Source organism: Flavonifractor porci (assembly GCF_037572415.1).
Lineage (GTDB): Bacteria > Bacillota > Clostridia > Oscillospirales > Oscillospiraceae > Flavonifractor > Flavonifractor porci.
Genome location: NZ_JBBHLB010000019.1, coordinates 51,991 through 65,604 on the forward strand (window position 1 = coordinate 51,991; position 13,614 = coordinate 65,604).

The window sequence follows — 13,614 nt, forward strand, 5'->3', positions numbered from 1 at the left end:
CACTAATATTTAACTAACATTTTAAGCGTAAGATATGCTTTGTTTACCACGGATGAAGGGAGGAAAAACAGAATGGAAAAGACCAATCATTTGAGCATTCGGACCGACAAGATCCTCCATGACAAGCTCCAGTATGTGGCCGCCTATGAAGGCCGCTCCATGAGCGGTCAGATCCTCTACCTGATCCAAAGCTGCATCCGGGAATTTGAAAAGGAGCACGGGCCGATCTCGGCGGAGGCGCCAAAATGAGCGGGCCGCTGGGCTTCGTGCTGGACCTGCTCTTCCCGCCCAAGTGTGTGTTCTGCGGGAAGGTGCTGGACTCCGGCGAAAGCGGCTTCTGCCGGCGCTGCCAGCGGGAACTGCCCTGGCTCACCGACGGCGAAGCGGAACTGACAGGGGAATTTTTCTCCCTGTGCGCCGCGCCGCTGCGCTATCAGGACAAGGTACGGGATTCCATCCACCGGTACAAGTTTAAAGGACGCCGTGGCTACCATAAAGTATACGGCAAATTGGTGGCCCAGTGTGTCCACGACCATTTGGACGGACGGTACGATCTTATCACCTGGGTGCCTCTCTCCGACCGGCGAAAGAAGGAGCGGGGCTACGACCAGGCCTTCCTGCTGGCCAGCGCCGCCGCTTTGGAGCTGGGGGATGTGGCGGTAGAGACCCTGCGGAAGGAGCGGAATACCGATCCCCAGTCCGGTATCACCGAGGATGCCCAGCGCCGGGCCAACGTATTGGGCGCCTATACCCCGGTGGACCCGGAACTGGTGGTAGGAAAGCGGGTCCTGCTCATAGACGATGTGGTGACCACCGGCTCCACCCTGTCGGAGTGCGCCCGCACTCTGCGTACCATGGGAGCAGAGGATGTGGTGTGTGCCGCCCTGGCCCGGGCCCGGTAGAGAGTAGGGGGCACACGGAGACCCGGCTTTGCCGGCTGCGCCTTTTGGCGCGCAAGTGTTTTGGCCGGGGCCAGATAGGCGCTCTGACCGGCTTCCATACCGGAAAATTCACAAAATTAGCGGAAATTCACGTTGAAATGGTGGGCACACTTCTGTATAATATAAAAGATTCAAGCTGGGGCATTTTGTCCGGGCTTGTCTGACTGAGTTGACTTTTGGGTCAGTCATTACCATTCATCATATAGAGTAAAAACGTCGAGGTGCAGGTATGTTCAGTAAAGATATCGGTATCGACCTGGGTACAGCTTCTATCCTGGTCTATGTAAAGGGCAAGGGCGTGGTCCTGCGGGAGCCCTCCGTGGTGGCCATTGACAAAAATACGGGCAAGCTGCTCAAAGTGGGCACTGAGGCACAGCAGATGCTGGGCCGTACCCCCGGCAACATCGTGGCCATCCGTCCCCTGCGGGAGGGCGTCATTTCCGACTACGATATGACCGAGCGGATGCTCAAGGAGTTTATCCGTAAGGTGACCTCCTTCCGGCTCTTCAAGCCCCGCATCGTCATCTGCGTCCCCTCCGGCATCACCGAGGTGGAGGAGCGTGCCGTCATCGACGCCGGCATCCAGGCCGGCGCCCGCCGGGTATACCTCATTGAGGAGCCCGTGGCCGCTGCTATCGGCGCCGGTATCGACATCGCCAAGCCCGACGGCCACATGATCGTGGACATCGGCGGCGGCACCACCGATATCGCCGTGATCTCCCTGTCCGGCATCGTGGAGTCCACCTCCATCAAGATCGCCGGCGACCAGTTCGACGAGGCCATTGTCAAGTATATCCGCCGCAAGCACAACGTGCTCATCGGCGAGCGTACTGCCGAGGAGCTGAAGATGCAGATCGGCTGTGTGTTCCCCCGCCCCGAGGAGCAGACCATCGAGATCAAGGGCCGCTGCCTGATGACCGGCCTGCCCCGTGTCTTCTCCGTGTCCTCCAGCGAGATGATCGAGGCCTTCGAGGAGGTCTCCACCCGCATTCTGGAGGCCATCCACGGCGTGCTGGAGCGCACTCCTCCCGAGCTGGTGGCCGATATCTCCACCAACGGTATCGTCATGACCGGCGGCGGCTCCCTGGTCTGGGGCTTCGACAAGCTGATCGAGTCTCACACCGGCATTGAGACCCATGTGGCCGACGACGCCATCTCCTGTGTGGCCTACGGCACCGGCAAGAGCCTGGACGACGTGGACTCCATGCAGGACGGCACTATCAACCTGTCCCGCCGCAAGCAGATGAACTGAATCAAAACCTCACATTTGGCGTGCCGCACACTGCGGCACGCCTTTTTTAAAAAAGCGGTGGGCGCTGTATTGCAGCGCCCACCGCTTTTTCTTACCGTTTCTTTTCCCGCTCATAGATAATGCGCAGGCCATCCAGCACCAGCTGGGGGTCCACCACATCGATGAGTTCTGTGTTGTCCGCCACCATCCGGGCCAGTCCGCCGGTGGCGATCACCTTCACGTCCGGCTCGCCGATCTCCACCTTGGCCTGACGGATCAGGTACTCGATGGCGCCGATATAGCCCATCACCGCTCCCGCCTGGATCTGCCCCACAGCAGTGGTACCCAGCACGGTGTCCGGCTTTACCAGCTCCACCCGGGGCAGCAGGGCCGTCTTTTGGAACAATCCATCGATGGATACCCGCACCCCGGCGGTAATGCAGCCCCCCAGATATACCCCGTCCCGGCTCACCGCATCCAGAGTGGTAGCAGTGCCGAAATCCAGCACGATCAGAGGTTTCCCGTATTTGGCCATGGCGGCGATATCAGCCGCCGCCCGGTCGGGACCCAGCCGCTCCTCGCTGGCGCAGGGCACATAGGGCAGCCGGGGGTCCAGTCCGTCGTCCAGCACCAGAGGAGTCTTGCCCACATAGTTTTTCATAGCATTGTTGAGGGTGTGCATCACCTGAGGCACCACAGAACCAATCACCACATCTTCGATCTGGTCCAGCTCCAGGCCGAAGCGCTGGAAATACTGACACACCAGCAGTCCCAGCTCATCGGAGGTACGATCGCTGTCCGTCATGGTACGGAAGCTGCCCTTCAGCTCCGCCCCCTCATAGATGCCGAACACCATATTGGTGTTGCCTACGTCCACCGCAAGCAGCATAGCCATCCTTCCCTTCTCTTATAAATGACTGAGGTAACACACCGCGCCGCCGTCCTCCAGAACAGCCACGGCGTAGGTGTGAGGTCCAAAGGTACCAACCGAACCGGGATTCACGATCCACATCCCGTTTTCAAATTCGCAGAAGGCCTCATGAGTGTGGCCGAAGCACAGCAGATGGGCCCCTGCCTCCCGGGCCGCCCGCACTGCCATGCCCATACCCATCTTCACATGGTAGATGTGTCCGTGAGTCATCAGGATCTTGCAGCCCTCCAGGGTAAAGATCCGCTCCTCCGGCAGGTCGGGCCGCCGTCCGTCACAGTTGCCAGGGACGTAGGTCACCGGAATGTGGGGGAATTTGGCCGCCAGGTCCTCGGCGTCCCGGGCCAGATCTCCCAGATGAAGGATTCGGTCAGGGCTCTCCAGCCGCACCACATCCTCCATATTGGCCACATTGCCGTGGGAATCCGAAAAAATCAGCAGTTTCATACAATCACCTTCTCAAGGGCGGCACATATAATGAACTGGACGCCACTATATATTAGGGATGGAGTTGATGATATGGGTCAGAACAAAATCGATCCCACCGCCGCCCTGGAGCACAACCGGGCCCTGCTGGAGCAGGTGATCCACTCCCCGGACGCCCAGCGGCTGATGGAATTGCTCAATCAGAACGCCGGCGGCAAGCTGAAAACCGCCGCGGCCTCCGCCGCTCTGGGGGATGCCAAAGACCTGGTGGCCATGGTGCGCCAGGTGATGCAGAACCCGGAGGGCGCCAAACTGGTGGAACGGCTCAATCAAACCGCTCCCAAACAGGACTGATTTTACGCCAAGGAGGGATGGCCCGTGGCCCAGTTGGAAGAACAACTCAACCAGATCCTGGGCAATCCCCAGGCCATGGAACAGATTATGTCCCTGGCCCAGTCCCTCTCGGGTAAGCAGGAGGATCAGGCATCCGAACAGCCCGCGGCAGAACCGGAGTCTGAAACGGCCGCCCAGCCGCCAACAGAGAGCGACGCCCCCTCCCCCCTGTCCGCCCTGGACGGGCTAGACCCCAGACTGCTCCAGATGGGGATGGGGCTTTTGTCGGAGTATTCCGCCCAGGACGACAAAAAGACCGCCCTGCTGGCCGCCCTCAAGCCCTTTCTCAAACCGGAGCGGCAGGAAAAAATGGATCAGGCCGTCCGCATCGCCCGGCTCACCCGGGTGATCCGGACGGCGCTGCGGATGTTCCGTGACCGCGGAGAGGAGGAGGACGATGTATAACCGCTACATCCCCAACGGCACCTCCTACACCAGGATACCCCAGGAGGACGCCCCCTCTCCCCCACCCCGGGAAGAGAAGCGCCCCCCAAAGGCGGGGGGCAAAAAGAAGAGCGGCGCACTGAGTGAGCTGCTGAAAAGTCTGAAGCTGGACAGTCTGGACACCGGGGACGTGCTGCTGCTGCTCATCCTGCTCTTTCTCTTTCTGGAAGGCGACGATACGGAGCTGGTCATCACGCTGGCCCTGGTGCTGCTGTTGGGGCTGAATTAACTGGGGTCGTGGAGCACCGTACCGTCGGGCAGCGCGAAGGATGCGTTTTCCGGTACAGGCCGGTCCACGGAAAAGGCGCTCATCCGGTAGATCAGCTGGCCTTCCAGTCTGGTCTCGGCACAGGAGAGCAGGCCGCTGTCCGTGGAGATCCAGTACCGCTCCGCATAGCCCTGGCTGTCGGGCACCGTCTCCACAAAGATACAGGAGACCCCCTCCTTATCCTCATAGCCGGCGTCGGCAATCTCCGACTGCTTCAGCTGGAGCACGTCCTCGTAGGTGGGAATGCGCTGGCCCTCCAGATCGGCGGAATTCTCGTCCGCCGATCCGGTGAGCACCCGGCTGTTCCCCTCATACCACAGCCAGAACTGTCCATCCCCCACGATGGAGTGGCGGACGGCGCCGCCGGGCAGCGTGGCGGTGGTATGGGTCCAGCCGCCGTCCACCCATACCGTGGCACGGGTGACGCCGCTCTGGCCTTCCCCCCAGAAATCCTCAATGGTCACGGTTCGGCCATAGCTCTCCGGCCGGGTCAGGGTGTGCTCCACCACATACTGAACGGTCTCAGTGGTGATCTCCACCCGTACATACTCATCCTCCCCCACCGGCGCCTGGGACTGGCTGGCCGCCGGGGCGGGCAGCTGGATCTTGGCGGTATCGGGCGCAAAAAGGCCGAGCCCAAAGCTGGAGAGCATGGCAACGGTAATGACGATGCCGATGAGCACCACCAGGATATTCCGATTGCGCCGTTCCATGCCGCTCCCTCCTCAGGCTCGACCAAGGGATCTGATCTATCAACAAACTCGTTTAAACGCCGAACTCCTCCGGCTTGTCCGCCCGCAGGCCAAACTGCCACTCAATGGCGTCGACGATGCGGCGGCAGGCAAAGCCGTCGCCGTAGGGGTTGACCGCATGGGCCATTTCATGGTAGGCCTTCTCGTCAGTCAGCAGCTCAGAGGCCATACGGAAGATGGTCTCCTCCTCGGTACCGGCGATCTTGACGGTGCCGGCTTCCACGGCTTCGGGCCGCTCGGTCTCCCGCCGCAGGACAAGCACAGGCCGTCCCAGGGCCGGGGCCTCCTCCTGCAATCCGCCGGAGTCGGTCATCACCAGATAGGACCGGGCCATCAGGTTGTGCATCTCCTCCACATCCAGAGGATCGATGAGATGGATGCGCTGGTGGCCGGACAGGTGCTTGGCCGCCGCCTCCCGCACCACGGGAGACAGGTGGACCGGATACACCAGCTCCACATCCTCAAAGGTCTCGGCCACCCGGCGGAGGGCGGTCATGATATTGGCCATGGGCTGACCGTAGTTCTCCCGCCGGTGGCAGGTGACCAAAATGACTTTTTTATGTTCGTAGTCCAGTTGATTAAGCAAATCAGTCGCAAAGTGATAATCCTTTACAACTGTTGTTTTGAGGGCATCAATGACGGTATTGCCGGTGATAAACACCCCGTCGGTGATGTCCTCCCGGGCCAGATTGGCCACGTTGCTCCTGGTGGGACAGAAATGCAGGTCGGCAATGTCGCCCACCAGCTTCCGGTTCATCTCCTCCGGGAAGGGGGAGTACTTGTCCCACGTCCGCAGGCCTGCCTCCACATGGCCCACCTTGACCTGGTGGTAGAAGGCGGCCAGAGCACCGGCAAAGGTGGTGGAGGTATCGCCGTGGACCAGTACCAGATCGGGCTTGGCCTGATCCAGCACCTCCTCCATGCCCAGCAGGCACTTGGTGGTGATGGTGGACAGGGTCTGCCGGGGCTCCATAATGTTCAGGTCATAGTCCGGCTTCAGATGGAAGATATCCAGCACGGAGTCCAGCATCTGGCGGTGCTGGGCGGTGACACAGCAGATGGAGGTGATGCCCGGACGGCTTTGAAGCTCCTGCACCAGGGGGGCCATTTTAATGGCCTCCGGCCGGGTGCCGAAGATGGTCATAACACGGATCTCTTTCATTTCTGCTCCTCCTCCGCACGGTCTGACGGCTGCTCCTCAGGCTCTTTGTCCTTCTCCATCTCTTTCCGGTTATTGCTCAGGAAGATATGCCCGGCAATGGCGCCGGCAAAGCACAGGGCCATCATCAGCAGCATGGCCTTCACCGGGCCGCTGGTGGTGAGTACCACAGCGGACAGGCCCAGAATACCACTGATGATATAGAGCACCGCCACCGCCTGCTTCTGATTGAAACCCATGTCGATGAGCCGGTGATGCACATGGCTGCGATCGGCGTGCATAGGGCTCTGACCGTGAGCAATGCGGCGGATGAAAGCGAAGCAGGTGTCGAAGATGGGCAGGCCCAGCATGAGGAAGGGTACGGCAAAGGAGATGATGGTATAAAACTTGAACAAGCCGTTGACCGATACCACCGCCAGGATATAGCCCAGGAAGGTGGAGCCGGTGTCCCCCATGAAGATCTTGGCGGGGTTCATGTTGTAGGGCAAAAAGCCGATGCACCCGCCGGCCAGAGCGGCCATAAGCAGGGCCACGTCCCCCTCGCTGACCACCAGGGCGATGACCAGCAGCGTCATGGAGCTGATGGTGGACACACCGCAGGCCAGGCCGTCCAGGCCGTCGATCAGGTTGACGGCGTTGGTGATGGCCACGATCCACAGCACGGTCACCGGGATGGACAGCCATCCCAGATCCCAGTACAGATCGGAGGAAAAGACGTTGGGATTGGACAGGGTCTCAATGACGTTGCCGGAGAGCACCGCCACCAGGGCGGCTCCGATCTGAATCAAAAACTTCAGCTTGGCGCCCAGAGCATAGATATCGTCAAAGATACCCAGCACCACAATAATGGTGGCGCCCAGCAGCATCCCCCGCATCTGGGCGTTCAGGTCCAGAAAAATCAGCACGCTGAGCAGAAAGCCCAGAAAAATGGCAAGACCGCCCATCCGGGGAATGGGGTGCTTGTGCATCCGGCGGTTGTCCTTGGGCACATCCACCGCACCCACCTTAAACGCAAGGCTCTTGACCACCGGCGTGGCGATCAGCGCCACCAGAAAGGCCACCACCAGAGCGGCCGCCACCATCCCCAGCAGGGGAAGCTCGGAATTGATTGGCATAGGAAAGATGCTCCTTTATCTCTCAGCGGGGAATGAAGCCCACTTTTTTATGGACCTTACGCAGGGTCCGCTGGGCCACCGAGGCGGCCTTCTCCGCGCCGGCGCGGTACAGGCCTTCCAGATAGGCCTTGTCGCCCAGCAGGCGGGCGGTCTCCTCCCGGATGGGCCGGAGCAGCTCCACCACAGCCTCGCCCACGGCGGGCTTGAAGGCGCCGTAGCCCTTGCCCTCGAACTCCACCTCGATCTGCTCGTAGGTCTTGCCGGTGACGGCGGCATAGATGTCCATCAGGGTGGCCACGCCGGGCTTATTGGCCCGGTCGTAGCGGATACAGTTCTCGGTGTCGCTGTCGGTGATGGCCCGCTTAAACTTGCGCATGATCTCATCAGGATTATCCATCAGGAACACACAGCCCTCGGGGATGGACTTGCTCATCTTGCTGTCAGGCTGGTTCAGGCTCATCACACGGGCGCCCACCTTGGGGATATAGGGCTCAGGCATGGTAAATACGTCGCCGTAGACGCCGTTGAAGCGCTGGACAATGTTGCGGGTGAGCTCCACGTGCTGCTTCTGGTCCTCCCCCACCGGCACCAGGTCAGCCTGGTAAAGCACGATATCCGCTGCCATCAGGGAGGGATAGGTAAACAGACCGGCATTGACGTTGTCGGCATGACGGGCGGACTTATCCTTAAACTGGGTCATGCGGGACAACTCGCCGAACATGGTATAGCAGTTGAGCACCCAGGCCAGCTCCGCATGGGCGGGCACATGGGACTGAATGAATAGAATGGACTTCTCCGGATCGATGCCGCAGGCCAGCAGCTGAGCAAAGAGCTCAATGGTCTGGCGGCGCAGCGTCGCCGGGTCCTGGCGGACGGTGATGGCGTGCTCATCCACCACGCAGTAGACGCAGTTATATTCGTCCTGCAAGGCTACCCAGTTGCGCAGGGCCCCCAGATAGTTGCCCAGATGGAGGGCTCCGCTGGGCTGGATGCCGCTGAAGATGACTTTCTTATTCATTTCCATAACAGGTTCACACCCTTGTCAAGAGATTTCTGCATAGTTGACGATATAATACCACATTTCCCGGCGGTTGACAAGAATAACAGGGCCGCACTATTGACAATTCTAGGGCTGAAACGGTAGAATAAAGGTTACGATTTGACGCCCGCAACCCGGGTATTTTGTTCAACGGAGGGATCTGTATGGATCTGAACTGGTTTGAGGAACTGGAGGGCCGCATCCCCCACGACGGCGTGCGCACCCGTTTCGCCCCTTCTCCCACGGGCTATATGCACGTCGGCAACCTGCGTACCGCCCTGTACACCTGGCTCATCGCCCGCCACAACGGCGGTAAATTCATTCTCCGCATTGAGGACACCGACCAGGGCCGTCTGGTAGAGGGCGCCACCGAGGTCATCTACAACACCCTGCGCAAGTGCGGCCTGACCTGGGACGAGGGTCCCGATCTGGGCGGCCCTGTGGGTCCTTACATCCAGACCCAGCGCCGTGACCTGTACGGCAAGTTTGCCGAGCTGCTGGTGGAGAAGGGCCACGCCTACTACTGCTTCTGTGAAAAGACCGAGTCCGAGGAGGACTCCGGCGAGTTTGACCGGGCCGCCGATCCCTGCCGGGATCTGGACCCGGAGGTTGCCAAGGCCCGGGTGGCCGCCGGCGAGCCCTACGTCATCCGCCAGCGCATCCCCGCTGATGGCACCACCACCTTCTCCGACGCCGTGTTCGGCGACATTACCGTGGAGAACAAGACCCTGGACGACCAGGTGCTCATGAAGCGGGACGGTCTGCCCACCTATAACTTCGCCAACGTCATTGACGACCACCTCATGGGCATCACCCACGTGGTGCGCGGCTCCGAGTACCTGTCCTCCGCCCCCAAGTACAACCTGCTGTACGAGGGCTTCGGCTGGGAGGTGCCTACCTATATCCACTGCTCCCCCGTTATGCGGGACCAGCACAACAAGATGAGCAAGCGCAAGGGCGACCCCTCCTACGAGGACCTCATCGCCATGGGCTACCTGTCCGAGGCGGTGGTGAACTACGTTACCCTGCTGGGCTGGTCCCCCAAGGGCGAGTACGCTGAGCGGGAGTTCTTTACGCTGGCTGAACTGGCTGATGTCTTTGACATCGGCGGCATCTCCAAGTCCCCCGCCATCTTCGACATCGAGAAGCTGAAATATTTTAACGCCAACTACCTCCGTGCCCTCTCCCCCGAGGCCTTCTACGAGGGCGCCGAGCCTTACCTGAAGGAAGCCGTCAAGACCGAGGGCATTGACCGGAAGCTCATCGCCCCCCTGGTGCAGCCCCGGTGCGACACCTGGCTGGATATCGCTCCCCAGGTGGACTTCTTCGACGCCCTGCCCGAGTACTCCAACGAGCTATACTGCCACAAGAAGATGAAGACCAACGAGGAAAACTCCCTGGAGGCCCTGGAGCAGGTGCTGCCCGTGCTGGAGGATCTGCCTGAGTGGACCTACGATTCCATCCACGACGCCCTCATCGGCCTGGCTCAGAAGCTGGAGCTGAAGAACGGCCGCATCATGTGGCCGGTGCGTACCGCCCTGTCCGGCAAGGCGGTCACCCCCGGCGGCGCGGTGGAACTGTGCCACATTCTGGGCCGTGAGGAGACCCTCCGCCGCATCAAGCTGGGTATGGCTCAGCTGGCAAAATAAGTGTCACATAGTATGCCCCCTTTTACCCATACTAGCGGTAAAAGGGGGCGTTTTTATGTCAAAACAGAAGATCCGGGTGCTGGCCGTCAGCTTTCTGGCGGCGGCCTTTGTCATTACCGCCGGCTTTGCCGTTCAGGGCCATGTCCGGGCCGCTCAGTACCGGCGGCTGCTGGACAACGGCTACCGCCATGCCTTCGCCGAGCTGACCATCGCCACGGGAGAACTGGAGGTGGCACTGACCAAAATGAGCCACGCCACCTCCCCCGCCCTGTTCGCCTCCCTGTGCGCCCAGGCCTACTCCAAAGCTCAGGCCGCCCAGGCGGCCCTGGGCGAGCTGCCCTACGGCAACGTAGAGCTGGAGCAGACCGCCGCCTTCCTGGCCCGGGCGGGCGATTACGCCATGTCCCTGGCCCAGGGGACCTCGGCGGAGCTGGTATGCACCAACGAGCACCGGGACGCCCTGTTCCAGCTGTGTGAGGCGGCCGGTGAGCTCTCCCTCACGCTGGAGACCCTCCAGGCCCAGTTGAGCGCCGGGGCTATCCGGCCGGAGGATCTGGCGGAGGCCCGTGAGCGGTTGGCGGCAGAGGACGGAAGCGGTCAGGTCAACGGCGGTTCCGCCTTCCAGAGCGTGGAGTCCGACTTCCCCGAGGTGCCCACCCTGATCTACGACGGCCCCTTCTCCCAGCACCTGGACGGCCGCACCCCCCGAATGCTGGAGGGCCTGCCCCAGGTCACCGAGGAGGAGGCCAGAGAGGCCGCCGCTGCCTTCCTGGGCCTGCGGCCCGAGGTATTCACCCTCACCGCCCGGTCCGAGGGTAATCTGCCCTCCTACGGCTTCACAGCCATGGTGGACGGCGGCCAGCTCTATATCCAGGTCACCTGTCAGGGAGGACAGATCCTGGAGGTGTTCTCCTCCCGTACCGCCGGAGAGGCGGTGCTCAGCCGGGGGGAGGGCTGCGAAAAAGCCGCCGCCTTCCTGGCGGAAAAAGGCTACGCCAACATGGCCCCCAGCTATTTCATGGAGCAGGACGGGGTGCTGGCGGTCAACTTCGCCCCGGTGGAGAACGGCGTGTACTGCTACCCCGACCTGGTGAAGGTGTCGGTGGCCCTGGACACCGGAGAGGTGGTAGGCTTTGAGGCGGCGGGCTACCTGACCCACCACGGCAGCCGGGACCTGTCCTCCCCCGCTGTGGACGCCCAGACCGCCCAGGCCCTGGTGGACGATTCCCTCACCGTTCTTTCCCACCAGTTGGCCCTCATCCCCACCGGCGGCGAGTACGAGGTGCTGTGCCACGAGTTCAAGTGCCAGGCCAAGGACGGCACCCATGTGCTCATCTACGTCAACGCCCAAACCGGCAAGCAGCAGCACATCCTCCTGCTGCTGGAAGATGAAAACGGCACGCTGGTGCTCTGACCCCATAACGGGCGCACACTTGTGCGCCCTACATAGCCATTTCCCGGTTATTTGGTAAAACGGAAAGTTTGGAACGGATAGTTTCCCTGGAGGCGATTGACAAAGAATTAACAATATGCCATAATAGGGGCCGTCAGATCGTTAAACATTTAACGATTGAATATTTATGTATGAATGATACGGAGGTACTTACCATGTCCCGTTTTACTCTTCCCAGAGACATTTATTACGGCCCCAACGCCCTGGAGAATCTGAAGAACCTGAAGGGCACCCGCGCGGTGCTGGTACTGGGCGGCGGCTCCATGAAGCGCTTCGGCTTTGTGGATAAGGCGGTTGCTTATCTGAAGGAAGCCGGTATTGAGACCAAGCTCATCGAGAACGTGGAGCCCGATCCCTCTGTGGAGACCGTTATGAACGGCGCCGCTGTGATGCGTGAGTTCCAGCCCGACTGGATCATCTCCATGGGCGGCGGTTCCCCCATCGACGCCGCCAAGGCCATGTGGGCTTTCTATGAGTATCCCGAGACCACCTTTGAGGATCTGATCACCCCCTTCTCCTTCCCCGAGCTGCGTCAGAAGGCCAAGTTCTGCGCCATCCCCTCCACCTCCGGCACCGCCACCGAGGTCACCGCCTTCTCCGTCATCACCGACTACCAGAAGGGCATCAAGTATCCTCTGGCCGATTTTAACATCACTCCCGACGTGGCCATCATCGATCCCGCTCTGGCTGAGACCATGCCCCCCAAGCTGGTGGCCCACACCGGCATGGACGCTCTGACCCACGCCATCGAGGCCTATGTGTCCACCCTGCACACCGTGTTCACCGATCCTCTGGCCCTGAAGGCCATCGACATCGTGAACAACGATCTGATCCGCTCCTTCAACGGCGACATGAGCTGCCGCGAGGAGATGCACTACGGCCAGTGCCTGGCCGGCATGGCCTTCTCCAACGCTCTGCTGGGCATCGTTCACTCCATGGCCCACAAGACTGGCGCCGCCTTCTCCACCGGCCACATCACCCACGGTCTGGCCAACGCCATGTACCTGCCCTACGTCATCGCCTACAACGCGAAAGCGCCCGGCGTGGCGGAGCGCTATGCCGACATCGCGAAGACTATGGGCATCACCGGCACCGTGGAGGAGTGCGTGGAGGGCCTGCGTGCCAAGATCCGCTCTATGAACGACGCCATGGGCATTCCCAACACCCTGAAGGACTTCGGCATCATCGAGGACGAGTTCAAGGAGAAGCTGACCGCCATCGCCACCAACGCGGTGGGCGACGCCTGCACCGGCTCCAATCCCCGTCCCATTGATCCCGAGACCATGGCCAAGCTCTTCACCTGCATCTACTACGGTGAAGAAGTCAACTTCTGATTCCCCTCAAACCCTTACCCATACATACAAGCGGAGCGCAGTCAAACGACTGCGCTCCGCTTGTTTAAGACTGTCGAAACAGGCACTCGTGCCTGTTTCGACAAGAGACTGCATGACGGGCGGGACTCGATTTCATACGAAATAGTCGCCCCACCCGCCATGAGAAGTGTCATTTCCGAGGCTCATGTCCCCGGAAATGACGGATTTTGATTTGATTCCGTCGCCTGCGGGCGACGGAACTCTGCGAGGCCACCTTGAGAGGAGATTTTTCGACAAGCGGAGCGCAGTCAAACGACTGCGCTCCGCTCAGTCTGTCGAAAAAGGCGGAACTGATGCAAGAGAGAAATAAGTTTTTGCACCGAGGAAAAGCCCTCGGCAGAGTTTTGCCGCCCGCAGGCGGCAAAACAGAGTCAGAATCTGTTTTTTCCAAGGACATGAGCCTTGGAAAAAACACTTCTCAGCCCGCAAGCGTGCGCGCTTTG

General features: G+C 60.7%; 15 protein-coding genes. 9 read left to right on the forward strand and 6 right to left on the reverse strand.

Features of this window, described 5'->3' with window-relative positions; translation table 11 throughout:
• The first annotated feature begins 72 nt into the window (after nucleotides 1-72).
• From WHJ28_RS14135 to WHJ28_RS14145, 3 genes are all read left to right on the forward strand, one after another.
• The gene (locus WHJ28_RS14135; protein WP_340042707.1) at nucleotides 73-249 is read left to right on the forward strand and encodes a type II toxin-antitoxin system antitoxin; all 177 of its coding nucleotides are present in this window, start codon (nucleotides 73-75) and stop codon (nucleotides 247-249) included.
• Nucleotides 246-902 carry a ComF family protein gene (locus WHJ28_RS14140; RefSeq protein ID WP_340042708.1) on the forward strand — a complete coding sequence of 219 codons (657 nt, stop codon included), beginning with the start codon at nucleotides 246-248 and terminating at the stop codon, nucleotides 900-902. Before WHJ28_RS14135 ends, WHJ28_RS14140 begins: the two co-directional genes overlap by 4 nt.
• A gap of 268 nt (nucleotides 903-1,170) precedes the next feature.
• Nucleotides 1,171-2,193, forward strand: coding sequence for a rod shape-determining protein (locus WHJ28_RS14145; protein ID WP_087187880.1), 1,023 nt, complete (start codon nucleotides 1,171-1,173; stop codon nucleotides 2,191-2,193).
• A gap of 91 nt (nucleotides 2,194-2,284) precedes the next feature.
• On the opposite strand, the gene WHJ28_RS14150 is transcribed toward WHJ28_RS14145, so the two are convergent.
• Together WHJ28_RS14150 and WHJ28_RS14155 are read right to left on the reverse strand one after the other, a co-directional pair.
• Nucleotides 2,285-3,067: a type III pantothenate kinase gene (locus tag WHJ28_RS14150; protein WP_340042709.1), complete on the reverse strand. Its 783-nt coding sequence runs from the start codon at nucleotides 3,065-3,067 to the stop codon at nucleotides 2,285-2,287.
• 12 nt (nucleotides 3,068-3,079) lie between these two features.
• Nucleotides 3,080-3,547 (reverse strand): metallophosphoesterase family protein, encoded by a 468-nt coding sequence (locus WHJ28_RS14155; RefSeq protein ID WP_340042710.1) that lies wholly within the window; start codon nucleotides 3,545-3,547, stop codon nucleotides 3,080-3,082.
• 72 nt (nucleotides 3,548-3,619) lie between these two features.
• Here WHJ28_RS14155 and WHJ28_RS14160 point away from each other — a divergent pair, with 72 nt between their 5' ends.
• Genes WHJ28_RS14160 through WHJ28_RS14170 form a run of 3 tightly spaced genes read left to right on the forward strand, consistent with a single transcriptional unit; the run spans nucleotide 3,620 to nucleotide 4,592 of the window.
• On the forward strand, nucleotides 3,620-3,880 hold the full coding sequence (locus WHJ28_RS14160; protein WP_340042711.1) for a hypothetical protein: 261 nt from the start codon (nucleotides 3,620-3,622) through the stop codon (nucleotides 3,878-3,880).
• Between the two features lie 24 nt (nucleotides 3,881-3,904).
• A complete protein-coding gene (locus WHJ28_RS14165; protein WP_340042712.1) occupies nucleotides 3,905-4,324 on the forward strand; it encodes a hypothetical protein in 420 nt (139 codons plus the stop codon).
• Nucleotides 4,317-4,592, forward strand: a complete 276-nt coding sequence (locus tag WHJ28_RS14170) for a hypothetical protein (protein WP_340042713.1) — start codon at nucleotides 4,317-4,319, stop codon at nucleotides 4,590-4,592. The genes WHJ28_RS14165 and WHJ28_RS14170 overlap by 8 nt, the downstream gene beginning before the upstream one ends.
• On the opposite strand, the gene WHJ28_RS14175 is transcribed toward WHJ28_RS14170, so the two are convergent.
• Genes WHJ28_RS14175 through trpS form a run of 4 tightly spaced genes read right to left on the reverse strand, consistent with a single transcriptional unit; the run spans nucleotide 4,589 to nucleotide 8,681 of the window.
• Nucleotides 4,589-5,344: a hypothetical protein gene (locus WHJ28_RS14175; protein WP_340042714.1), complete on the reverse strand. Its 756-nt coding sequence runs from the start codon at nucleotides 5,342-5,344 to the stop codon at nucleotides 4,589-4,591. The genes WHJ28_RS14170 and WHJ28_RS14175 overlap by 4 nt on opposite strands.
• A 52-nt stretch (nucleotides 5,345-5,396) precedes the next feature.
• Nucleotides 5,397-6,545: a non-hydrolyzing UDP-N-acetylglucosamine 2-epimerase gene (gene wecB / locus WHJ28_RS14180; protein WP_340042715.1), complete on the reverse strand. Its 1,149-nt coding sequence runs from the start codon at nucleotides 6,543-6,545 to the stop codon at nucleotides 5,397-5,399.
• Nucleotides 6,542-7,657 carry an MraY family glycosyltransferase gene (locus WHJ28_RS14185; protein WP_340042716.1) on the reverse strand — a complete coding sequence of 372 codons (1,116 nt, stop codon included), beginning with the start codon at nucleotides 7,655-7,657 and terminating at the stop codon, nucleotides 6,542-6,544. The genes wecB and WHJ28_RS14185 overlap by 4 nt, the downstream gene beginning before the upstream one ends.
• A 22-nt stretch (nucleotides 7,658-7,679) precedes the next feature.
• Nucleotides 7,680-8,681: a tryptophan--tRNA ligase gene (gene trpS, locus WHJ28_RS14190; RefSeq protein WP_340042717.1), complete on the reverse strand. Its 1,002-nt coding sequence runs from the start codon at nucleotides 8,679-8,681 to the stop codon at nucleotides 7,680-7,682.
• Nucleotides 8,682-8,860: 179 nt separating this feature from the next.
• On the opposite strand from trpS, the gene gltX reads away from it, so the two are divergent.
• From gltX to WHJ28_RS14205, 3 genes are all read left to right on the forward strand, one after another.
• Nucleotides 8,861-10,345, forward strand: coding sequence for a glutamate--tRNA ligase (gene gltX / locus WHJ28_RS14195; RefSeq protein ID WP_340042718.1), 1,485 nt, complete (start codon nucleotides 8,861-8,863; stop codon nucleotides 10,343-10,345).
• Between the two features lie 55 nt (nucleotides 10,346-10,400).
• The gene (locus WHJ28_RS14200; RefSeq protein WP_340042719.1) at nucleotides 10,401-11,759 is read left to right on the forward strand and encodes a PepSY1/2 domain-containing protein; all 1,359 of its coding nucleotides are present in this window, start codon (nucleotides 10,401-10,403) and stop codon (nucleotides 11,757-11,759) included.
• Between the two features lie 194 nt (nucleotides 11,760-11,953).
• Nucleotides 11,954-13,132, forward strand: coding sequence for an iron-containing alcohol dehydrogenase (locus WHJ28_RS14205; RefSeq protein ID WP_340042720.1), 1,179 nt, complete (start codon nucleotides 11,954-11,956; stop codon nucleotides 13,130-13,132).
• The last annotated feature ends 482 nt before the right edge of the window (nucleotides 13,133-13,614 follow it).

What these genes read in the sequence shown, in the direction of transcription:
- WHJ28_RS14135 (WP_340042707.1), top strand. Translation starts at nt 73, where the DNA reads ATGGAAAAGACCAATCATTTGAGCATTCGGACCGACAAGATCCTCCAT.
- WHJ28_RS14140 (WP_340042708.1), top strand. Translation starts at nt 246, where the DNA reads ATGAGCGGGCCGCTGGGCTTCGTGCTGGACCTGCTCTTCCCGCCCAAG.
- WHJ28_RS14145 (WP_087187880.1), top strand. Translation starts at nt 1,171, where the DNA reads ATGTTCAGTAAAGATATCGGTATCGACCTGGGTACAGCTTCTATCCTG.
- WHJ28_RS14150 (WP_340042709.1), bottom strand. Translation starts at nt 3,067, where the DNA reads ATGGCTATGCTGCTTGCGGTGGACGTAGGCAACACCAATATGGTGTTC.
- WHJ28_RS14155 (WP_340042710.1), bottom strand. Translation starts at nt 3,547, where the DNA reads ATGAAACTGCTGATTTTTTCGGATTCCCACGGCAATGTGGCCAATATG.
- WHJ28_RS14160 (WP_340042711.1), top strand. Translation starts at nt 3,620, where the DNA reads ATGGGTCAGAACAAAATCGATCCCACCGCCGCCCTGGAGCACAACCGG.
- WHJ28_RS14170 (WP_340042713.1), top strand. Translation starts at nt 4,317, where the DNA reads ATGTATAACCGCTACATCCCCAACGGCACCTCCTACACCAGGATACCC.
- WHJ28_RS14175 (WP_340042714.1), bottom strand. Translation starts at nt 5,344, where the DNA reads ATGGAACGGCGCAATCGGAATATCCTGGTGGTGCTCATCGGCATCGTC.
- wecB (WP_340042715.1), bottom strand. Translation starts at nt 6,545, where the DNA reads ATGAAAGAGATCCGTGTTATGACCATCTTCGGCACCCGGCCGGAGGCC.
- WHJ28_RS14185 (WP_340042716.1), bottom strand. Translation starts at nt 7,657, where the DNA reads ATGCCAATCAATTCCGAGCTTCCCCTGCTGGGGATGGTGGCGGCCGCT.
- trpS (WP_340042717.1), bottom strand. Translation starts at nt 8,681, where the DNA reads ATGGAAATGAATAAGAAAGTCATCTTCAGCGGCATCCAGCCCAGCGGA.
- gltX (WP_340042718.1), top strand. Translation starts at nt 8,861, where the DNA reads ATGGATCTGAACTGGTTTGAGGAACTGGAGGGCCGCATCCCCCACGAC.
- WHJ28_RS14200 (WP_340042719.1), top strand. Translation starts at nt 10,401, where the DNA reads ATGTCAAAACAGAAGATCCGGGTGCTGGCCGTCAGCTTTCTGGCGGCG.
- WHJ28_RS14205 (WP_340042720.1), top strand. Translation starts at nt 11,954, where the DNA reads ATGTCCCGTTTTACTCTTCCCAGAGACATTTATTACGGCCCCAACGCC.